This is a genomic window from Dyadobacter sp. CY261, from assembly GCF_021440085.1.
Classification (GTDB): domain Bacteria; phylum Bacteroidota; class Bacteroidia; order Cytophagales; family Spirosomataceae; genus Dyadobacter.
In genome coordinates, this window is the sequence record NZ_JAKCPW010000004.1 from 564,019 (window position 1) to 586,698 (window position 22,680).

Consider the following 22,680-nt stretch of genomic DNA (forward strand, 5'->3'; position numbering starts at 1 on the left):
TATTTTGGCATAAGATTATGAACATTTCCACGTTAGTATACTTATTTGCATAGACATTTGGGCTGAGCATACACACAAAATTTGGTAACTTTGTTATTTACACTGAAATAGCCGGTCATGTCCCACGATCTGATGGCGCGCGATTATATATGAGGACCGAATATTTGAAACTAACCCTTCTTATTTGCCTGGTTTCGGCCTCCTGGCTGGCGGTACCGGCGGACGCGCAACGCCGTAAGGATCGTGATAAGCAGGATGAAAAGGAGGACGCTGTTTCCGCCAGGCTGGCTGTGGAGACGATTGCAGCGGATGGGATGAAATTCATGATGAAAGACGAGGCCGACCGTGCATTGCCGGTATTTGAAAAACTCGTCGGCATAAAGCCACAGGACCCTGCCTCTCATTATCTCCTTGCCACGGCGCTGATCAAGCTTGAAAAATATGACGACGCGATCAATGCTTCTAAGAAAGCTTTTGACCTCGACAAAGACAATATCTTTTACGCCCAGCAGCTCGGCGATCTATATGCCAAGCGCCGGAAATATGCTGAAGCAGCGCAAATCTACGAAACGCTGGTTGCCAAAAGTCCCGAAAACATCGAATACGGCATTGAGCTGGCAGCCGTATATGTTTTCAACGACCAGTTCGACAAGGCCATTGAGACTTACAATAAGCTCGAAAAGTCAATGGGTGTGACCGAAGAAATCACCCATCAAAAACAGCAACTTTATCTCCGCCAGAATAATCTCGAGAAAGCGTTGGCAGAGGCCAAAAAACTCATTGAAGCAGAGCCCGGCGAAGTAGCATACCGGGTAGAACTAGCCGAAATGCTGATCGCGAATGACAGGATCGTAGAAGCGGTAGCGCCTTTGGAAGAAGCATTGAAAATCAACCCCGACGAAGCGCAGGCGCATGTGCTGCTGGCGGACATCTACCGTCGCAATGGCGATGTGCAGAAATGTAATCAGGAGCTCAAATTGGTTTTTGCCAATCCCAATCTCGATGCAGATCCCAAAATCCGGGTACTTTCGGGCTATCTGACAATGCTCAAAACCGAAAGTGAGGTCAATGAGGCCGTTTCTTTGGCTAAGCAGCTTTCCGAAACGCATCCCAACGAATCCAAAGCGATGGTGATCTACGCAGATTTGCTGACACGGCAGGGGAAAAAGGCGGAGGCGCGGGAGTTGTATCTTAAAGCCGTACGTAATGATCCCAATGTATTTCAGGTCTGGGGTGCGATCGTGCAGCTCGACGGCGACCTCAGTCAGGTCGATAGTATGCTCGTCCATACCGAGAAAGCATTGGAGCTGTTTCCGAATCAGGGGATGTTCTGGTACTACAACGGAACGGCGCATTTGATGAAAAAAAACTTTAAGGAAGCTATCTCATCGCTGGAAGAGAGCCTTAAACTGATGGGCGACAATCCACAACTGGTGCCTATTATCCACGGCCAGCTTGGCGATGCATTTAATGGCACGGGGGACCACGACAAATCCGACGCAGCGTACGACCTCGCGCTGAAAGCCAATCCCGATAATGATCATGTTCTGAACAATTACAGCTATTTTCTTTCCCTGCGAAAGGAAAAACTCGACCTCGCACTTAAAATGTCGGAAAGGCTCGTGCAACAGCATCAAAGCAACCCTACTTACCTCGACACCTATGCATGGGTGTTGTATATTCGCAAAGACTACAAAAAAGCCAAGGAATTCCTCGAAAAGGCAATGCTCGACAGCAGCGCGGTTAGTGGCACAATTGTTGAGCATTATGGAGATGTGCTGTTCAAATTAGGAGAACGGGACAATGCGGTGGCCCAATGGAAAAAAGCCAAAAGAATGGGAGAGACCACCGAACTTCTTGACAAAAAAATAGCGACAGGTGCATTACATGAGCAATAAAATTACGATCGGGCTGTTGGCCATGTGTCTTACATGGTTCGCAGCTTGTCATAAACCACGTTCTTCCAAAAATACTTCCCAGAGCTCGTCCGGCGACACAACACTGATCACCAAAGGTACGGAACCGACAGATTCTGTCACAGCCGCGCCCAACGCGGGCGAATCAATGCCAGAGGTAAAGGTTAGTGAGGTTGATTTTGATTATCTGACGGCCAAATCCAAGTTTTCGTTTAAAAGTGCAAAACAGGATTTCGACAACACGAACGTCAACATCCGCATGAAAAAGGACAGCATTATCTGGCTTTCCGTGACTGGCGTCGGTCTCGAGGTAGCGCGGGGTGTTATCACGCGGGATTCCATTGTGTTTATGGACAAAATCCACCGCGATTACTTCGTGTTCAACTACGAGCAACTGAGCAAACAATACAATTTCGACCTCAATTTCGACCTTCTTCAATCGGTCGTTATCGGTAATATGCCTTTTGAGATGCAGGGTGACGGCCGTTTTGTGAAGGAGAATGATTTTTATATCCTCAAACAGCTCGTTAACCGACTGGAGGTGGACAATTATATTGCCGAAAAGAATCAGAAACTCTCCCGACTGAAGGCAACCGAGCTGCCTACTCAGAATACGTTTACGCTGGATTATGAGGATTTCAGGGAAGTCAGCAGTTTTCTATTTCCTTTTACGAGCCTCATCAATCTAAATGTTCTTTCCAAAGACCAACAAATGAAGGAAACGACCATGCGCCTCAAACACAGCAAGGTCGAATTGGTGAACAAGAGCCCCGGTTTTCCCTTCAATGTTCCTTCGAGCTACAAGCGTAAAAGGTAAAATACAGAAAGTCTGCTTAACTTTGCTGGCTGTGAAATGTATTTTTGGCCGCAAGAATCAACTTTATGCCCTTTCTTACCCCTGGTAGCCGTCGTTTTTGGTTAATGCTTACATTCATGCTTTGTGTGTGCGCAGGTGCATTTGCGCAAAAGACCCGCGAGCAACTTGAACGCGAAAAAGCAGAAAACCAGGGCAAGATCAAGGAAATTCAGAACATTTTGAAGCAGACTTCTTCCCAAAAGAACGTTAACCTCGGCCAGCTGAAAGCCCTTAACCAGCAAATTAATACCTACAAAAGGCAAATAGACCTCCTTACCGACGACCTCGAAATCCTTGATCGTGAGCTAAAAGTCCTCGAAAAACGGCGCCAGTCGCTCGATAGTAGCCTCGCGGTATTGAAAGAGGAGTACGGACATATGATTTATGAGGCTTCCAAACGGAACGCCTATTTCAACCAGCTTGTTTTTCTTTTTTCGGCGGGGACTTTCAACCAGCTTGTGCTTCGGTACAAGTATCTGAAACAATATACCGAAGCGCGGCAAGGAAGGGCTAAGGAAATTGATGTATTGCAAAAGCAGGTAATAGCTGAACGACAACGCATTACCTCCAAAAAGAATCAGCAAAAAAATGTGCTCGACACTCGGCTCACAGAAAATAACAAGCTGGAAGGCCTGAAAACGAAGCAGAACGAAGTAATCCAGGAGCTATCGCAGAAGGAAGTCGAACTGAGGAAGCAAATTGCAGAAAATAAGCGCGCTACCGACCTTTTAGAATCCAGTATCCGGCGGATTGCCGAGCGTGAGCGTCGCGAACGTATCGAAAGGGAACGGCGCGAGCGCGAGGAAAGGGAAGCCCGCCGCAAAGCTGAACGTGAACGCATTGCCCGCGAGAATGCCGAGCGCGAGAAAAAAGGCGAGGCGGCCGTAGAAGCTCCGAAGGAAGTGGAGGAAGCGCCGGTTACTTCAAGCGGCATGAACGAGGAGGAAACCACATTGGCTTCGTCGTTCACGGCTTCGCAAAACCGCCTTCCCTGGCCAGTGAAGGGCTTTGTTTCCAGCCATTTCGGTCAGCGCCCACACGCGGTATTGAAAGGAGTGATGGTGGATAACCTGGGGATAGACATTCAAACGGCCGCTGGCGAGCCGGTACGGTCGGTATACGATGGAACCGTCCTCGACGTAACCGAGCTTCCTGGAATGGGCAGCGTGGTGGCGATACAGCACGGTAACTATATGACAATTTATGCTAAAATGTCCGGCGTGGCTGTTCGCGCAGGGCAAAAAGTGAAGGCGCGGGAAAATATCGGGCGGGTAGCCACCGACAGCGACGGGACTTCGGAATTGCAATTCCAGATCTGGAAAAACACCTCCCGCTTGAATCCGGAAAACTGGCTGCTACACAGGTAATGCGTATCGCCACACCTGCAACACGTCTGACCCAATGGCCATACCTGATCACACACAATAACACCTGACCATTTCAAGCCGGTTAGATTTTTTGAATTTTGATGACCAATACCGATAACCACCATGTCTGTACATACTGCTGATATTAAGCGCATTACGACCCACGTGATTCAGGCGATGAAAAACCGGGGAGAGAAAATATCATGTCTTACTGCCTACGATTATTCCATGGCGGGAATCGTAGATGCCGCGGGTGTGGAACTTATTCTTGTAGGTGACTCGGCCTCCAATGTAATGGCCGGACACGAAACAACCTTGCCCATTACGATCGACCAGATGATTTACCATGCATCATCGGTAGTAAGGGCCGTAAAGCGCGCGCTGGTGGTAGTGGATCTGCCGTTTGGTTCCTACCAGGGCAATTCACGCGAGGCATTGAACTCCGCGATCCGCATTATGAAAGAATCTGGCGCACATGCTGTAAAACTGGAAGGCGGACTTGAAATCAAGGAGTCGGTGACACGTATCCTCAGCGCCGGCGTGCCCGTTATGGGGCATTTGGGGCTTACGCCGCAATCTATTTACAAATTCGGGACTTATACAGTCCGTGCAAAGCAGGAAGCCGAGGCACAAAAGCTGCTGGAAGATGCCAAAATGCTCGAAGAAGTAGGTTGCTTTTCAGTGGTTCTTGAAAAAATCCCTGCTACATTGACCAAACAGGTTTCCGAAAGCATTCAAATACCTACGATCGGAATTGGTGCGGGGCCACATGCCGATGGCCAGGTGCTTGTAATCCATGATCTGCTAGGCATTAACAAGGCCTTCAAACCACGCTTCCTACGTCACTATGCCGATTTGAACGGCATCATGACCGATGCCATCTCCAATTACATTAAGGATGTAAAGGGAAAGTCATTCCCGAACGAACAGGAATCATATTGACCTTTTAAAAAGTATTAAATTAATAATATGGCTAACAAACCATTTCGGGTCGTTTACGAGGATAATCACCTGATCATCGTCAATAAAGAGCCTGGAATCCTGGTTCAGGCCGATGTTACCGGCGATAAATGTCTTCTTGACCTGGTTAAAGACTACATCAAGGATACCTATCATAAACCTGGCGCAGTATTTCTCGGCACCGTTCACCGCCTGGACCGCCCTGTCAGCGGTCTGGTAGTCTTTGCACGTACGTCTAAGGCGCTAGAGCGCATGAACGAAATTTTCCGCAAGCGCGACGTTCAGAAAACTTACTGGGCCGTTGTCAGGAACAAACCAGCGGAGAAGAAAGGCAAACTTGTGCATTGGCTTACTAAAAACGAGGCCCGTAACATCACTACGGCACACGATGAGGAAGTGCCGGGCTCGCAACGCGCCGAGTTATCGTACCGCTGGATGGGGGAAATCAACAAATTCCATTTGCTGGAAGTTATGCCTATAACAGGTCGTCCGCACCAGATCCGTGTGCAATTGGCATCGATGAACTGCCCGATTCGCGGGGATGTGAAATACGGCTATCCCAAAGGAAACCCCGATGGCAGCATTAATCTCCATGCCCGCCGATTGTATTTCGAGCATCCCATTAAAAAAGAGCCGGTTATCTGCCGTGCGGGCCTTCCAAACGATCCGTTCTGGGAAGAATTCCTAACTTTGGATAAAGAGGTGATCAAACCCGAGCACCTCGACTTCTTTCACGAGTAATCTCCATGATCGAAAAACTGAAACAGCGCTGGAACGTCAGGAATGGATGGGATGTCCTCATCATTCTGGTCGTTTTTGCCTGCACCGGTTTTTCGGTCCTCTATGTAAAAAAATGGCTTTTTGAGCTGATCGGGCTTACAAAAGAATCTTCCGGCTGGCTTCGCTGGGGAGTGAATATCCTCATCATCCTACCGTTATATCAGGTCATTTTGCTTGCCTGGGGCTTGATTTTTGGTAGATTTTCATTCTTTTGGGAATTTGAGAAACGTATGTTTAGTCGGATAGGAGGATTATTCCGTTCCAAAAAGGCTGAAACGAAGGCGGAGTAGCCTACTTACTTCCTGCTTCGATCAATTTTCGGTAAACATTACGCGCTTTTTCGTACGCCGCCGCAGCAGCACTCTTTTCTTCCGCACGGATATTCGGCTCCTTCATTTTCCAACACTGGTTCAAGGCGGCGAGGCACCATTCTGCGCTCTGTTTCTCCAAAATCGGCTGATTATCAACTTTTACAAAAACCGGATTGGAATGCGAGCTTGGGAAAACCCGCAATGCCAGCCAGCCCGACTTTGCGATTTTGGGAGAAAAACTAATGTCATTGAGCTTTCCATCTGCCTGTATTTCCACCGTATCCACAGGCACGCCGTTGAATATCAACTCGGCCCGGACAGTTCTTGACTTGCCTAACCGCGACCGTTCGATATCCCAATAAGGCTTCTCGATAATTGCCGTGCTTGCAATCCTCTCGCCAATACTATCTTGCTTCTCTGATAAATACGCAGCAACTTTCGCCGTCACTTTCACATTGCCCGCCGACTTCAAACCCACTTCGCTTTCACCGGCTCCCGCCTCGGTTCCCTCTACCTTGAAATCCATAATATGCGATTTCCCGTCGGAAACATAACTTCTGCCCAATCTGATAGCCTCGACGTAGCCGTCATAATCCATCGCATTTTTGGGTTTGAAATAGCTACGCGCCTGTCCTACGCGTGCATCGGTAATGCAGGGAAAATCGGTTTCGCCGCTTAGTCGTGTTTTAAAACCGCAGTTCAGCGTGTGGTAATACATATTAAGCTCCCAGGGTGCGGGCGTATCGCCCGCGCTAAAAAAGTCGATCAAACCGTCGGTCACTGTCACCACATATTCATTGGCACCGATACCATCCATTTTCGGTGTTGCATAATTCGGGATCTTTGTTGTAGGTTCCATGGGTTCCAGGCCCCAGCCGGAATGCGCGTAACCTACGACGCCACCCTGTGACTTGGCCCAGGATAGCACCGGCGCTGTCCAGGTAGGCCATTGTTCGATGGTCGTGGTGCCGGGATAATCGTCTTCTTTAATTCGTAGTAAAACAATATGCCCTGCATGCGAAGAAGGAAAGCCGGAAACCTCCACATCGTTACGCATTACGTTTTTATTGCCAGACAACGGATGGTCTTTTCCTGTAAAAAAAGTCTTTTGATGGTACCAACTTGGCCCCCAGGCCAGGTTCGCCGCCATATTGAGGTCTTCTCCCAACACCTGTCTGAACATGTCCTTGGGATCGACGCCCTCCGTAGGGCTATCATAATGGCTGCAACCGGCAGCATGAATGTGATGGTCGGCGCTAAACCAGCCCAGCTTGGCCAGCTGTATCCATCGTTTCAGTTGGAACGAGACCCCAACCGAGCTCTCGCCTTCGGGAACCGTTATCTCCTTCATTTGAGGGATATATTCCGGTCCGCGTGTAAATGCGACCTTGTATTTACCAGGCGGAAGCAGAACATGTTCCCCGGTCTTGCGGTAAATCTGAGGTTGAAAGAATAAATCTGGATATTCGTCGGAGGCGGCCACTCGCCTTGATGGCAATGGGTAAATACCTTTGAACTTGCCCGATGCGTGTTCCTGGCTGTCGGTAATGAGAAAGGAAGCCATAGCGGGCGATCCATCATCGTCCTTCACTTCCAGTTGTACCTTAACCGCCTGTTTTATATCGAACAGAATGTTTGTGGAGTTTCGGAACCCAATGTCCTGCGAGCCTTGACCAACATTATACGCAATTTCCGCCTCCCGTTTCCCGGCGTCTTTGGAATAAATCTGAACCACCGCATATTCCAGCTTCAAACCTGATAAATTGGCCTGCAATGGTCTTCCGGCATAAATCTGGATGTCCAGAAAACGATTAGCGACTTGTCCCTGCGTCAGTTCGTGCTCCTTTTTGACTTTATGGTCGGATGAAGGGGAATGGTAGGGCTTCAATGCGTTAGGGCTGGTGGCTTCGAATTTGGCCGTAACACCCGCCTCATTGTAAATCTTGACCAGAAATGCCGTCCAGCCGCTTTGTATTAATGCGGCCTTCGCTGCCCCACGATCCACTTTTACCCTTCCTTCGGGATTAATATGGACTATATTTAAACAATACGGATCAAATATCGCCTGAATGCCCTTCACTGTTTCCGCTGACAAAGGCCCTCGACCCAGCGCTTTCAGCTTCTCAGCATCTGCAGGCTGCAAGGCATTGCCAGAAAATGACAATGCTTCCTGCAAGCGCATGGCCTGTGCCAGCAATGGTTGCGGTTCCACGTCGGTCGCGATGGTGTGACCCGCGTGTTGATCGTGCTGCCCAAGCAGCATCAACGGTAGGAATACTGCAAAAATAAGTAGGGCAGACGTTGTTCTCATATCAATTCTTGTCCTTTTTCCGATATGCTTTCCATGCGGTAAAACCGATATACATCATGCTACCGCGTGCGCCGCCGCTTTTCATGAGGCCGTTGACATTACTGAATCCTAGAAAAACAGGCCCGAAATGCCCTGCAAGCCCTATGGACGGTCGGTTATTACCCTGAATGAAAGAAATCGGCAGAGAAAGGCCCGAATCCTCGTCTTCAAAGCGTGGCGTAACCATAAAAGTATTCGGCACGTACATATCTAATGACTGCCCCCGGCCGGACTGCCCGGTACGGCTTTTGAAACGGCTTGTCTGGGCCAAATTCAAAAAGAATCCGTGGAAGACCTGGACATCCGCTTCGAGATGGATAGCCTGTGGCAGTTTCACGGTCTGCGAAAATGCGGTGCTGGTATCTCCCGGGAAAAGACTCATAAAACCCTCGGGACCCCGGTCACTGATCGTTTCAAGCTGCGTTTGGCCAATTACTACATCACTATGAGACCCTCTGACTACTTTCGAATCCGTTGTCTTGTATTTCACAGAACCGATATCCGTCAAAGAACCCGCAAGACGCACCAGGTAATCCGGGCTATAGTTGTATTCCTCTTTGCGATCCTTCCAGACAGAGCCCAGCTCATAAGTAAAGCCCAAATCATATGCCCAACCTGAGCCATACTTCCCGGAACCAAACAGATTTCCAATGCCCATTTTACGGTTTGGGGTGCTGTATCCGCTTTCATAGGTAAGGTTATCGATCTCCAACTGACTAATATCCGGATCGCTGCCTGCCGTGTTAATGCTGTAACGATCGGCATTGCCTTTCAAATAAGCCACTCGCGCACCGAAAACGCGTTTTACCGTCGCACCGACGCGGACCTTATGGCCTTCGATGTCCAACAATTGCCCGCCCCACGAAAAACTGATATCCGAAAAGCTTTGCTGTACCAGACTGAAATCACCCCAGGCCTCGTTCGAAAGCGGCGGCGTACTGCCCGTATCGAGCCGCTTCATGTACAGGTTATCGATCGCTTCGGGAATATTCCGTCCTTGCACAAATCCTCTCGTCCGCAACTGAATGGCCACAGCATGGTATTTACCCAACGCAAAAGACGCCGATGGCCAGCGGATTTCCCCAGTCAGAAAAATGGGGTCTTTGTACGTAAGCGAGCCCATTGTGCGCGAGCGGCCATATAATTCTTTGGTTGAATGCGCCGAAAGGATAGGGTATAGAAATGAATTTTCACCGATAAACCGGAAATAGCGGTATTTGATGCTACCACCGAGCGTCAGAATATTGACCTGAAACTTTTGACGTGGTCCCCCAAGCACTGACGGATTATAGGTGGCACGGTACAATCCCCCGTAATTGCTGAATTGCAGGCCAGGAATCTGTTGAGCGACAACGCATTGAAGGGTCGTCAGAAGTAATAGTGATGTGGTAAGTAATGAGGTTTTCAAAGTTGAGTTTTGTTAGTTGAGGACAGCATTCCCTGTTCGTCGTAATGGATCGCCTCCTCCTGGATTAATGCTTGCAATGTTTTCAGGAAATCGTCGCCGGGCATACTGTCGAATGCACGGCCGAGTTCCAAAGGCAACATCGGGCCTTCACGACTTAAAAAATCGATAATCTGCTCTGCGAATTTGGCGTCCACGACGGAGTCACTAATCGCTTCATTTTTCCGGTTCCTAATGCAGATGTCGCATACACCGCATTCCTCCGCATCGAATTCGTGAAAGTATTCCAATAAGAGCAAAGTCCGGCACCGTTTAGTATGTGTCGCATAGCGGATCACCGCCTGTGCCTTTTGCAGGTCGCGGTCTTTTTTCTTTTGTATTTCAAAAACGTTTAGCGGGAGTAGAGAAGAATCATAGCGCGGTGTGAGGAATGTGAGCTGCGGCTTGTCTTTCCTGGGTTCGTAATCGATAACGTCTCGCTCGGCAAGGAATTTCAGCTTTCTCAGAATTTCAGGGACGGTTGCAAAATGGATTTGTGCAAGTTCAGTCTCGGAAATGCGCACATATTCTGTAAACAACTCGCCTCCATACATTCGCAGGATCAGTTTGATAAACGAATCCAACTCCTGGTAGCGTATCTGAAAGTCGTACAATTCCCGGTTATCAACCAGGAAATGGATCTTGGAAGCGTCGCCGAAATTTTCGCTCAACTGCACAAAGCCTTCCTCTTCCAACAGTTTCAATGCGTAATGCGTCTCGTTCACAGGCAACCCGAAAACGCCTGCAAATTCCTGTATATCAAACCCAAAGCCGGACAACTCGCCCGCACCAACCGCAATTTTGTAATAGTTTGCCAAAGCCTGGTAAACCCGCCTCAGCATTTCCACCGGCGGATATTTTCGCTCAATGCTATCGATCAGTTCGTCCAGATCTATTTTATTAAAAAGCGCCACCGCATACGCCTTTTTCTCGTCACGTCCGGCGCGCCCCGCTTCCTGATAATAGGCTTCCAGGTTATCCGGCAGATCAAAATGAATCACCGCACGTACATCCGGCTTGTCGATGCCCATTCCGAATGCATTGGTCGCAACAACCGTGCGCACACGATTCTGAATCCATGCCGACTGACGTTCCGAGCGATCTTTGAAAAGCAGGCCCGCATGGTAGCTCGTAGCCGGAATACCCTGTCTGTTCAGCCAATCGGAAAGGTCTTTTGTACGCTTTCTGGTGCGAACGTATACAATGGCCGTTCCCTGGACATTACGTAAAATCTGTAAAAGTTTTCGCTCTTTGTTCTCTTCGGGGAAAGCGGAATAGGAGAGGTTTGCCCTGGCGAAAGATTGTTTAAAAACCCTCGCATTCCGCATTTCTAGCTTGTCAAGGATATCCGCGCGTACTTCTTCCGTGGCCGTGGCAGTCAGCGCCATCACAGGTACTTTGGGCAAAAGCTTTCTGAATTCTGCAATTAACAGGTAGGAGGGGCGGAAGTCGTAACCCCATGCGGAAATGCAATGCGCCTCGTCGATGGCGAGCAGGCACACGTTCATTTGCTTTGCGCGCACGATCATAATATCTGTTCGCAGGCGCTCCGGTGAAACGTAGAGAAATTTTGTATTACCGTGAATGCAATTATCCAGGGTAATATCAATCTCCGTTTTACTCATGCCCGAATGAATGGCCGCTGCGGAAATTTGCCTGCGTTTCAGTTGCTCCACCTGGTCTTTCATCAACGCAATAAGCGGCGTCACCACGATGCAAACGCCTTCCGAAGCCATAACCGGCACCTGGAAACAGATGGATTTTCCTCCGCCGGTGGGAAGCAACACAAGCGTGTCCATGCCATTCAGGACCGCCTTGATGGCGTCTTCCTGAAATGGCCTGAATGTGTCGTAACCCCAGTATTGTTTCAGGACAGACCGGATATCAGTCATCAGATCGTGCTTTGCGGTGTGGTAAATCAGATTTACAAAGTAATTGCATTAGCGCCGTTATCGAAAGCCGGAGTTACTCGTTTGATAAAAAGAAATGCCAACAATTGTTCGCCCAGCCCAATGAGCGATGCAACGGCGGTTGAAAACATTTACAATTTGCTCGTGCTCATTGGCTATATCGTTCTGATTACCACGATATGGCACCCCCGGCCCCATTGGCGAGTGTCGTGGCATTGGGGCTCAACAGCATTCGAAGTAAATTACCCGACGGTAACCTTTACCTCAACTTTATTGATACAGTGAAAACATTATCTTTGTTTGAAGTTCAATTTCAACCTCTTTCCATGCGCACGCTGTTTTTCCTTGCCAGTATCATTACATTGTCGGGCTGTTCGGCCTCCCATTATCTGAAAAGTGAGATCGACCGCTCGACGGTTCTCAGCCAGCAGCATACCGGGGTTTCCATTGCCCGCGTGCACGAGAAGAGTTCACTGGCTTCCTATCAGGACGATAAATACTTTGTGCCGGCATCTAATACCAAATTGTTCAGCTTTTATGCAGGTTTATCCGCTTTAGGTGATTCCATTCCCGGTCTTGAATATCTCGAATGGGGCGAATTACTGATTATCCGCGGTACCGGCGATCCTTCGCTGCTTCATCCCGATCTCCCAAATAGCAGGGTTCTAGACTTTCTGAAAGGCCGTAAAGAACCAATTTTTTACACACCCTACCATTTTGAAAACAAACGTTTCGGCCCCGGATGGGCTTGGAGCGATTACAATGACTATTATCAACCCGAGGTGACTGCCATGCCTGTTTACGGCAATATTGTGCGTTTTAAAAACGCCAAGGCAGGTCAGTACCAGGCGAATCCGCGTTTCTGGCAAAAATCGATGGTGCAGGACTCGGCCGTTTCGGGAATAGAGCGCGAAGAATTACAAAACGTCTTCCACTATCCTAAACTGGTTTCGAATCAACGCCCTGCACAGGACATTCCGGTTCACATGACCGACCAGGTGATGCTGCAATTGCTCAGCGACACGTTGAAAAAGGAGATCAAACTCATCAATATACCGCTTGAAATAGATTTGCAGACAGTAAATAGCATTCCGTCCGATTCGCTTTACGCCCGGATGATGCAGGTGAGCGACAATATGCTTGCCGAACAACTGATGCTCCTCTATGCGACCGCCAATAAACTGCCGCTCAGTACCGAAAAAGCGATCGCCCATGCCATTGAACATCATTTGGCCGATCTTCCGGATAAGCCTGTTTGGAAAGATGGCTCGGGCCTGAGCCGTTATAACCTGTTCACCCCGAGAACAATGGTGGCATTGTTGCAAAAGATTTATGAAAAAGTGCCCCAGGAAAGGCTATTCAAAATATTGCCGACAGGCGGAAAAAGCGGGACGTTGAAAAACCTTTTTAAAGAAGACCCACCGTTCATTTTTGCCAAGACGGGTAGCCTGAGCAATGTATACAACCTGAGCGGCTATATGCTTACAAAAAAGGGAAAAGTGTTGGTATTCAGCTTTATGAATAACAATTTTACGAAACCGACTGCCGACGTCCGCAAAGAGGTAGAACGCATTCTCACCCGCGTGCACGAGAAATTCTGATCTATTCTTTCTCCTCCCAGGTTTTGCCGGTGCAATAAATGCTATTGCGGCCGTTTGCGCGCACCAGCACATAAATATTATAAACGCCAGCCTCGATATTAGCTTTGTGAAAGGTCGCATTTGAGCCTTTGTCAAAATACATCCCGCGCCGAAACGTCGTTTTGAGCGGCACTGAAAGCTGGTTTGCCTGCGATGTATACACATGCGCCGGTGATTTGAGGATCACGTACGCGCCATCGGAGTAATCTTTCTCGGGTTTTGGAAAGGGCAGACGAAAGCCAATGACCAGATGCTCGCCAAGCAGGCTGATTTCGTCCGGCTGATAGGTGCTGTCACATTGCACATAATCGGCCCGAGGGTTCCAATTTTCGGCCAATGGATCGGCAGATTGATAGTATGAACGTATTTGCTCGTACTTCCGCTGATCCATCCCAAACATACGGATACCGAGCCAATCGGCATTGTAACGGGCATTGAATTCCTGGGTAATGGCAGCACGCCTGTTATTGACCGCATCGGCGAAATTGGCATGCAGTACCAAAAGATTGATGAGAACCGCTGCTAGCAGAATCCCCGGCACAAATTTTCTGCGAGTGGTATTTTGCAGGATCGCCAAAAATCCGAAATACAATGCCACACACCAAAGCGCCGAATACATGCGGTAACGGCCCTTAAACATCCCGTCGAAAGTATCTGTGGGAATGCGTTTATAGGCAAGCGCGAGAGCTGTAATGGCTGTAAAAGCAACGATACCCAGCGTAAAAAGCGCGGTTTGGTTGTTATAAGGTGTTTTAAGCCAAGCCGAATTCCAAAGCTGAAGATATTGTTTTCGGTATGTAAAAAGCAACGCAGCAGCCATTAGCATTCCCACAGCCACCGCAATGTACAGCGGCATCCGAGGATTACCGTAGGCCGAAAGCGTTGCCCAGGATCCGATAAATCCGAAGAAACCGAAGAAGGCATGCGTCACCTGCTGCGGATTTTTTAAGTCGAGACTCTGGGTAATGGGGGTGAAATCTATAAAATAGACGATGGATACGATCACAGCCGTAGCAAATGTGACCAAAAAATGTCTGCGATAACCTCCAACCAGGAAAATGAATCCGACCACGGGAAAAACCATTAATCCATTGCCGTAAGTAAATGTGGCAGCTACGGCAAAAAGCAAGGAGAAAATCGGCTTGTCGGGCCTGTAAGTTGCAAAATACAATGCGCAGAGCGAGAACAGGATTACTCCGAAATTACACAGTGAACTTACCCCCCAGAAGATATTTTCAAATGACTGGATATTGAACCAGAGCCACATTATAGGCACAAAATACCAGATCGAAAGCTTTAACTTTCTGAATGCACGATAAAAAACCAGTGCGCAAAGTCCCCAGCAAATATTGGCTATGATCATCGGCCAGACGAGGTTGACCTTGCCGAATACATGATACAACAGCAAGATAACCGAGCGAGAAAAAACGAGGCGGTGTTCTGGGAAAAGGGTTGTCAGTAATTTCCATTTGCCGGCAAGATCGGCGTCCGGGAATTTCGATATGATGCTAAGAATGAGAATATCGTCGAATGCAATATAGTTGACATTCAAAGCAATGACTTCAAATACCCAAATGTAGATCAAAACGGGTATCAGGCACAATAACCAGGCAAGCCAGCTTTTTTCTCTGACGAAACGGAGGAAAAACGAATACATAAATGATGATTTCCGAGAGCGGTTTCGCTCCTTCGGGTATGCTAATTAAGCAGGTCAACCGCTATTTTCAACCAATAACAGCCTAATTTTCGGTTTCCTCCTCTTCAGCGGACGCGCGGGGATCTTTGGTGTAGTCATAAAGAAGCTTACCCTTATCATCCCATTCGCGCAGAATGAAAGGTTCGAAATCATCATCCCAAGCTGTTTTGGGATATTGGATTTCTTTTTTGCGTTGGCGACGAAACTGGTAGTACTCGACCCAGCGGCCTACCTTTTTGCCCGAATCGTATTTCCCATCGACCGCAAGCTGTCCTTCCTTGTAAAATGACAAATACTCGCCTTCCACTTCGCCAAATGCAATAGGCATCACCTCCTTAACCTGCGTGTGGGCTGAATCATAATAGGTAATATGCGACTCCGCCGGGAAGCCGCGGTGCCAGACAACCTTATCGATCAGATTATATTTGGTGTCATATTTAACCCAGCGGCCATCTTTGACACCCATATAATAATGGCCTTCTTCGATCAGGTTTTCGCCACTATACTTTTTATATGAACCGTGCAAAGGCAATGCCTGCGCCTTGTCCTTAATAACCGAGGAGCTTAGCTTCCTGCTTTTTTTATCATACCAGCGTGTTTCGGTGGCACGGGCGTATTGGTCAATAGGCTTATATTCTTTCAAAACATGAAAATTCTCCACCGTAGCACGGTCGCCGCTGCCGTACTTAACCGACATGCTCTGCATTGGAATCCCTTCATATTGTACTTTTGCGAGACGCGTCTTTTCCTTACGCGCTTTGCGATCCTTCTTCTGGCTCTTGTACTCCTTCACCCGAAGTCCCAGGTCAGGGATCGTTTCGCCGAACAATGTTGATAGGTTGGTAGACTTGCTCTTGCCGCCCGGTGCTGACGCCCCTACAACAGGATCCAGGCCGGAAACGAATGATTTAAGATCATTGGAGCGTACTGCAGTATCCTTTTTCACCTGTTCCTTGGGTAGCCAGGATGGCGCAGGAGTATCATTCTGATTTTGCTGGGCAAAAACCGGAACCGACAGACAAATTGAAAAAAAGCCGCAGAACAGTGCTACTCTTTGCATGAATATAGGATTTTTCTTCAGAGCAAGATTGTTACTTTTGTAACGAATTGGTTTTTTCTATATTGATTTCCAATACAAATTTAAAAAACACCGTGGAAAAAAGCGCTAAAATTTATATTGCCGGGCACCGGGGAATGGTAGGATCCGCAATTCTCAGAAAACTGGAAAAAGAAGGATTTAATAATATCATAACCAGAACTTCCTCCCAACTCGACCTTCGCAACCAGGCAGATGTACGCGCCTTTTTTGAAGCTGAACGCCCCGACTATATATTCCTTGCCGCTGCCAAAGTTGGCGGCATTATGGCAAACAATATTTATCGCGCGGAGTTCCTGAATGACAACCTCTTGATCCAGAATAACGTGATCGACAGCGCGTACCGTACTAATGCCAAAAAGCTGATGTTCCTCGGTTCGAGCTGTATTTATCCCAAAATGGCCCCGCAGCCATTGCAGGAAAACTCACTCCTGACAGGCTTGCTGGAACCGACCAATGAGCCTTATGCGATCGCAAAAATTGCCGGTATCAAAATGTGCGAAGCCTACCGTTCGCAATACAACTGTAACTTCATTTCGGTGATGCCCACCAACCTCTACGGCCCGAATGACAACTATGACCTGAACAAATCGCACGTATTACCGGCCATGATCCGCAAGTTCCATGAGGCCAAAGAAGAAGGTAAGCCATTTGTAGAGTTGTGGGGCACAGGTTCGCCATTGCGTGAATTTTTGCATGCCGATGACCTGGCTGCCGCATGTTATTTCCTAATGCAGAATTACGATGAAGCCGGCTTCCTGAATATCGGTGTAGGCACAGATGTTACTATTAAACACCTCGCCGAAATGATCCAGAAAGTGGTAGGCTACGAGGGCGATATTCATTGGAATACCGATAAACCGGATGGTACACCCCGGAAATTGATGGATGTAAGCAAGCTTCATGCATTGGGCTGGAAACACACCATTGACCTCGAAGAAGGGATCACCAAAACATACCAGGATTTCCTGGAAAAAATTGAAACTTATGCAGTGTAACCTGTATTTGACAACAGGTTACAAAAAGCATGACCTAATATTTCAATACTAAAATCATATTTTACCTACGATAATTCTTTTTTTTGACAAAATTTCAGTATAATATTACATGAATCTTCGGGAAACTAATTAGTTTTGCAGCGCCCCGAAATGGGGACGTCATATAAACCTTAGTCATAGAGAGATGTCGGCCATTATTAAATTAGATCAGATAGACCGCAAAGTACTGGAGATTTTACAAACGAACGCGAAAATAACCAACGCTCAATTATCCAAAGAAATAGGACTGTCACCGGCTCCAACGCTGGAACGCGTGAAAAAACTGGAACAGTCGGGGATCATCAAAAGCTACCACGCGCAGCTTGAACCCGAGAAGGTTGGCCTGGGTGTAAGTACTTTTGTCCAGATTTCACTCGTAGGTCACCGCAAAGCAGTTACTGAGTCATTTGTGGAGAAAATCCATGCAATTCCGGAAGTTATCGAATGCCACCATATTACAGGAACAGGCGACTTCCTTCTCCGGGTTATTTCCAAAGACATCAGCACTTATCAGAAGTTGATGCTTGAAAAAATCAATGAGATCGAAGAGGTTGCCAGCACACAAACGATGGTGATCCTGTCGACTTTCAAAGAAAGCAAAGTATTACCGATACCATGATGTTAAGAGTGGCCGCCGCGGCGGTTTGTGTCTATGTGTTGAAAGTCTATGAGTCGAAAGCTGATCTGAACTTTAAACTCTGAACTTCAATCTCATGGACTCAAATAAAAATGGTCGGAAGCAGTTCCGACCATTTTTATTTGGGGGTCAATATCAGAACTATTGGTGCTGCTCACGAAGCAGGTCATTGACCGTTTTCACCGGGTTGAAAGTGATCAATGGTACTTCCACAAAAAGCGTATTCCAATCGGCCATCGAGCCGTTCCAGAGACCCGGCAGTTCTTGTGCTTTCAACTCCTTCCCGTCTTTCGACTTGCCCGTAATAAAGCCGGTTAGCGGGTCGCGGAATTTTTTCAGGTCGTACAATTCGCCTCTCTTATTCTTTACCGCGCACACGAGATCCACCGGATTAAAGTGCGTTGAATTCTTGAAAATACTGTTTTGATCTGCATTATCAACATCCACCTGCGCCGATTCGACGATTTGCAGCGACGACGATCCATCTGCATTCTCAGCCCAGAAAGGTCCGCCACCCGGCTCACCCTGATTTTTCACCATTCCGCACGCACGCAAAGGGCGATCCAGCTTTCCTACGAAATATTCTTTCTTCTTATCGTCATCCCACAACTCGAATCCGGCCGGTGGAATTACGCAAAGCTCGTTGCGGAAAAAACCGTCGAGCTCATCCAGCAATGCCGCGTCGGTGGCTGCCGCGAGTTTATCGAGATAAGAGAAAACCTTCTTTTGGTATCTTAAAACGATCCCGGCGAGCGCCTTTTTGTACGTAATGGTATCATCCTTGATGCTATCGGGAACGACATTGTCAATATTCTTGATAAAGATAATGTCGGCGTCGAGCTGTCCCAGGTTTTCCAGCAATGCGCCATGGCCCGCCGGACGGAACAATAATGAATCGTCTTTTTCCCGGAAAGGCGTGTTGTCGAGATTTACGGCGATGGTGTCAGTCGAGCTTTTTTGTTCGGAAAAAGAGACAATATACCTAACACCATATTGCGTTTGGTAGCTTGGAAGCACTTCCACCACCAGCTTTTCAAATTTATCCCGGTGCTCGGGAGACACTGTGAAATGGATCTGTACATTGCTGCCTGCATTCGCGTATTTCGCGCCTTCCACTAAATGCTCTTCCAATGGCGTGCGGGACCGATCGGCGTAGTTATGGAATTTCAGAAGTCCTTTGGGCAGTTCGCCATAACCCAAACCCTTGCTGGTCAGAAAGTAAGAAGCAATAGTTTTTTCGTCGGCGGACTCGATATCATATCCATCAGCGGCCAAAGACGTTTTTAGATCTTCGTAAAATGCAAAATCTTTCAGTTTCGTGAAGAATTCGTCAACAGATTTGTCCTTCTTGTCTTCCTGCAAAAAGCTAAAAAGCGATTTGAACATCCGCGTCGCCGCGCCCGAGGCAGGAACAAACTTCAAAAGTGCGATCTCGCCATCGGCCGCACTTTTGTCGAACTCACCGATCACCTGCGCAATCTCATCGTCGGCCAGCCTGATAACACCATCGCCTACCGTAGCCGCTTTTGACAGCTGCAAAAATGGAAACCCGTTTTCAAAATAACGGACTTGCTCTTCAACGACGCTCAGATCGCTTCCCCTTTGATGTATTTGTTGAATATCTTTTTCAATAAACATAATGAATGATTTTAACCAGTGAAGTTTAGGGTAAGAATTGTTATAAAGTTGAGAATTAATACAATTTCATGATCAACAGTGCCTACTTCAGCACTCTTAATTTGGCAAAGCTCAATAGGAGCGTTTTCTCACCCACCAGATCGAATTTGACAGTCGCCTTGCGGTCCGTACCATTGACATCCATTTTGGTCACTACTCCGAAACCGAATTTTAGATGCTCCACTTTGTCACCTTCTGCCAGATCGAATGTGTCGGTAGGCACGAAGTCTACCGACGGCACATGGCTGGTGGTTGCCGCAGCAGCAGCTGGCCTTGCTTCCGTTTTTCTTTGAATGAGGTTACGGGCAAAAGAGGTTACAGGTGGTGTCGTATCTCGCTCCAGTGCGCTTTGGACCATTTTATTCACATTTAAAAATCGCTGGTCGACTTCCAGCAGGAACCGGCTCGGCTCGCACATTTTGAGGCGGCCCCACTGATAGCGGCTTTCAGCATAGGAGAATGACAATTTCTTCTCCGCGCGCGTAATTGCGACATAGAAAAGCCTTCTTTCTTCTTCCAAATCCTGCCGACTTTCCAGCATCATCTGGCTTGGAAAGAGATCTTCTTCCAAACCTACTATAAATACATTCCTAAATTCGAGCCCTTTTGCAGAGTGGATCGTCATCATCGTGACGCGATCGTGATCGTTATTATCGTCGGGCTCGTCCGCATTTGTCAGTAACGAAACCGATTGAAGGAAGGCACTGAGCGTTTTGTCCTCGCTCTCGTCGCTATCTACAAACTCCTTGATCCCATTCAACAACTCCTGCACGTTTTCATAGCGTGACAGGCCTTCCACGGTCTTGTCTTCGTACAATTCACGCAATATTCCGGACGCTTTGGCAATGTGGGAAGAAATTTCATACGCATCCTTGCCTTCTTCCACCAATATTTTAAAACTCTTGATCAGCGTCCCGAACTGCTCGATTGGTGCAATGGTGCGCCCTGTACCATATTGGCTGATATTAGCCACCACATCCCAAATCGCCACATTGTTTTCTGAAGCTGTTACCGCGATTTTAGCTACGGTAGTATCGCCGATCCCGCGTTTTGGCAGGTTAATAATGCGTTTAAACGCTTCTTCATCGCGCTGGTTAACTGTAAACCGCAGGTAAGCCAGCAAATCCTTGATTTCCTTTCTTTGATAGAAGGATTGTCCGCCGACAATGCGGTATTTAATTCCGAGCTTCCGTAAAGCTTCTTCAAATGAGCGCGATTGTGCATTGGTGCGGTACAAAATGGCGAAGTTCTCGTTCCGCAGCGCCTTCTGCATTTTCTCTTCGAATATGGCAGTAGCCACGAGCCGGCCTTCCTCATTATCCGAGCCTGCCTTGATCACATCAATCAGCGAACCTTCCTCATTGGAAGTAAATGTCTTTTTTTCCAGCTGTGACTTGTTCCGGGCAATCACCGAATTTGCCGCTTCCACAATCGTGCTTGTCGATCGATAATTCTGTTCCAGCTTGATCACGCGCACATCCGGGAAGTCCTTTTCAAAATTCAGGATGTTCTCAATGTTTGCCCCGCGGAAAGCATAAATACTCTGTGCGTCGTCGCCCACTACTACGATGTTGCGGTGAACTGCCGATAACTTCCTGGTAATGAGATATTGTGAGACGTTCGTATCCTGAAACTCATCCACCATCACATGCTGAAACTTGTGCTGATACTTATACAACACATCCGGGAAATCACGGAAAAGGATATTGGTATTGAAGAGCAGATCATCGAAATCCATCGCATTGGCCTGAAAGCAACGCGTTACATAAGTTTTGTACAGCCTGCCGATCTCCTTCATTTTCGCCGCATCGTCGTCGGCCTGGATTACCGCATTATTTATGTAATCGTCTGCCGAAATGAGGCGGTTCTTCGCGCCCGAGATCCTATTGAAGACCACATTGGCCTTATAAACCTTGTCATCCAGGTTGTATTCTTTTATAATACTCCTCAATAATGACTTCGAATCGTCGGTATCATATATTGAGAAGTCGCTGGTATAGCCCAGGTATCGGGCCTCTATGCGGAGTATTTTGGCGAAAACCGAGTGGAAAGTACCCATCCATATATTCCTGGCCTCTGTACCAACGGCTCCTTCGATCCGGCTACGCATTTCGCCAGACGCTTTATTGGTAAATGTCAGCGACAAAATACGAAACGGGTCAACGCCCGTCTCGATCAGCCGCGCAATACGATAGGTAAGTACCCTGGTTTTTCCCGAACCCGCGCCCGCAATGATCATCAAAGGGCCATTTCCGTGCAGCACAGCCTCCCGTTGGGGCTCATTCAAGGTCGATAGATAATCGTTGTGGTTCAAAGTTGTATGCTTTTCCAATTACTTATTTATATATAGCGAAAGCCAAAGTTAGAAAAAACCGTCAAAAGCATCCTGTAATCTCCGGTACTCTAAGCAGGTACAAGTCCATAAATATTATTCCTGTATCAGAACATAAGGAATGCATTGTTGGTTAAATAGCAACAATTTGAGATTTCATCATAATTAACAGGGCCATGCCCAAGCGATCGAAGCTAATGAATACAATGAATATAGAAGACCAACCGCTGGAAGTACAATGGGAGCACCTGCTTAGGCAACTGGAAGAATGGGTGGGTAAGCGTCCGGCCGATTTGAACGGGGTGCTATTCCTTATAGGTGTGCAGGAATTGGGCCAAGGCGCGAAACGCTTTAGTAAGGAACAGAAGCAGGACCTGATGCATATAGGTATATGTAAAGTACTAAGCATGTCTTCCTATTACAGTCTTGAATATATCGACAAAGATGGCTGGCCCCATTACAAGCTTGAAAGAGCACTGCCTCCGGGCGATGTTTTGAAGCAGGAGGCACTTTTGAAAATGCATGTGATCGAGTACTTCAAAAATTCGTAAAAATTTATGGATCGGTAATTTCTCGTTATCAAGTGGTTAGAAGGAAAGCTAAAAAAAGTTGATAAAATATTTGTAACTGGTTCTTGGATGTTAAAAATAAAGCCTGCACTTTTGCACTCC

The 22,680-nt window shown here is 47.6% G+C and carries 17 protein-coding genes; 10 read left to right on the forward strand and 7 right to left on the reverse strand.

Annotated features, from left to right (window positions below; translation table 11 throughout):
* The first annotated feature begins 149 nt into the window (after positions 1-149).
* The 6 genes from LZD49_RS15040 (at position 150) to LZD49_RS15065 (ending at position 6,169) form a co-directional block, all read left to right on the forward strand.
* The gene (locus tag LZD49_RS15040) at positions 150-1,898 is read left to right on the forward strand and encodes a lipopolysaccharide assembly protein LapB (protein ID WP_234668387.1); all 1,749 of its coding nucleotides are present in this window, start codon (positions 150-152) and stop codon (positions 1,896-1,898) included.
* Complete coding sequence (locus LZD49_RS15045) at positions 1,888-2,733, forward strand: DUF4292 domain-containing protein (RefSeq protein WP_234668388.1); 846 nt, start codon at positions 1,888-1,890, stop codon at positions 2,731-2,733. Before LZD49_RS15040 ends, LZD49_RS15045 begins: the two co-directional genes overlap by 11 nt.
* A gap of 65 nt (positions 2,734-2,798) precedes the next feature.
* On the forward strand, positions 2,799-4,139 hold the full coding sequence (locus tag LZD49_RS15050; protein ID WP_234668389.1) for a murein hydrolase activator EnvC: 1,341 nt from the start codon (positions 2,799-2,801) through the stop codon (positions 4,137-4,139).
* Between the two features lie 123 nt (positions 4,140-4,262).
* Positions 4,263-5,081: a 3-methyl-2-oxobutanoate hydroxymethyltransferase gene (gene panB, locus LZD49_RS15055; RefSeq protein ID WP_234668390.1), complete on the forward strand. Its 819-nt coding sequence runs from the start codon at positions 4,263-4,265 to the stop codon at positions 5,079-5,081.
* Between the two features lie 27 nt (positions 5,082-5,108).
* Positions 5,109-5,840 (forward strand): RluA family pseudouridine synthase, encoded by a 732-nt coding sequence (locus LZD49_RS15060; protein WP_234668391.1) that lies wholly within the window; start codon positions 5,109-5,111, stop codon positions 5,838-5,840.
* A gap of 5 nt (positions 5,841-5,845) precedes the next feature.
* Positions 5,846-6,169, forward strand: coding sequence for a DUF6787 family protein (locus LZD49_RS15065; protein ID WP_234668392.1), 324 nt, complete (start codon positions 5,846-5,848; stop codon positions 6,167-6,169).
* A gap of 1 nt (position 6,170) precedes the next feature.
* On the opposite strand, the gene LZD49_RS15070 is transcribed toward LZD49_RS15065, so the two are convergent.
* From LZD49_RS15070 to LZD49_RS15080, 3 genes are read right to left on the reverse strand one after another with little or no spacing between them, the layout of a single operon-like run.
* The gene (locus LZD49_RS15070) at positions 6,171-8,501 is read right to left on the reverse strand and encodes a CehA/McbA family metallohydrolase (RefSeq protein ID WP_234668393.1); all 2,331 of its coding nucleotides are present in this window, start codon (positions 8,499-8,501) and stop codon (positions 6,171-6,173) included.
* 1 nt (position 8,502) lies between these two features.
* Positions 8,503-9,948, reverse strand: coding sequence for a DUF5723 family protein (locus LZD49_RS15075; protein WP_234668394.1), 1,446 nt, complete (start codon positions 9,946-9,948; stop codon positions 8,503-8,505).
* Positions 9,945-11,876, reverse strand: a complete 1,932-nt coding sequence (locus LZD49_RS15080; protein WP_234668395.1) for an ATP-dependent DNA helicase RecQ — start codon at positions 11,874-11,876, stop codon at positions 9,945-9,947. Before LZD49_RS15080 ends, LZD49_RS15075 begins: the two co-directional genes overlap by 4 nt.
* Before the next feature lie 344 nt (positions 11,877-12,220).
* Between LZD49_RS15080 and dacB the strand changes: the two genes are divergently transcribed.
* The gene (dacB, locus tag LZD49_RS15085; protein WP_234668396.1) at positions 12,221-13,495 is read left to right on the forward strand and encodes a D-alanyl-D-alanine carboxypeptidase/D-alanyl-D-alanine-endopeptidase; all 1,275 of its coding nucleotides are present in this window, start codon (positions 12,221-12,223) and stop codon (positions 13,493-13,495) included.
* Between the two features lies 1 nt (position 13,496).
* On the opposite strand, the gene LZD49_RS15090 is transcribed toward dacB, so the two are convergent.
* Complete coding sequence (locus tag LZD49_RS15090; protein WP_234668397.1) at positions 13,497-15,191, reverse strand: hypothetical protein; 1,695 nt, start codon at positions 15,189-15,191, stop codon at positions 13,497-13,499.
* 82 nt (positions 15,192-15,273) lie between these two features.
* Entirely contained in the window at positions 15,274-16,290 is a 1,017-nt protein-coding gene (locus LZD49_RS15095) for a toxin-antitoxin system YwqK family antitoxin (protein ID WP_234668398.1), read from the reverse strand.
* Positions 16,291-16,382: 92 nt separating this feature from the next.
* Between LZD49_RS15095 and LZD49_RS15100 the strand changes: the two genes are divergently transcribed.
* Entirely contained in the window at positions 16,383-17,324 is a 942-nt protein-coding gene (locus LZD49_RS15100; RefSeq protein WP_310590488.1) for a GDP-L-fucose synthase, read from the forward strand.
* A 184-nt stretch (positions 17,325-17,508) separates the two neighbouring features.
* Entirely contained in the window at positions 17,509-17,982 is a 474-nt protein-coding gene (locus LZD49_RS15105) for an Lrp/AsnC family transcriptional regulator (RefSeq protein WP_015813234.1), read from the forward strand.
* A gap of 159 nt (positions 17,983-18,141) precedes the next feature.
* Here the strand turns inward: LZD49_RS15105 and LZD49_RS15110 are convergent, their stop codons facing one another.
* Positions 18,142-19,638, reverse strand: a complete 1,497-nt coding sequence (locus LZD49_RS15110) for a DUF4301 family protein (protein WP_234668399.1) — start codon at positions 19,636-19,638, stop codon at positions 18,142-18,144.
* Between the two features lie 82 nt (positions 19,639-19,720).
* Complete coding sequence (locus tag LZD49_RS15115; RefSeq protein WP_234668400.1) at positions 19,721-22,009, reverse strand: ATP-dependent helicase; 2,289 nt, start codon at positions 22,007-22,009, stop codon at positions 19,721-19,723.
* A gap of 206 nt (positions 22,010-22,215) precedes the next feature.
* On the opposite strand from LZD49_RS15115, the gene LZD49_RS15120 reads away from it, so the two are divergent.
* Positions 22,216-22,560, forward strand: a complete 345-nt coding sequence (locus LZD49_RS15120; protein WP_234668401.1) for a hypothetical protein — start codon at positions 22,216-22,218, stop codon at positions 22,558-22,560.
* The last annotated feature ends 120 nt before the right edge of the window (positions 22,561-22,680 follow it).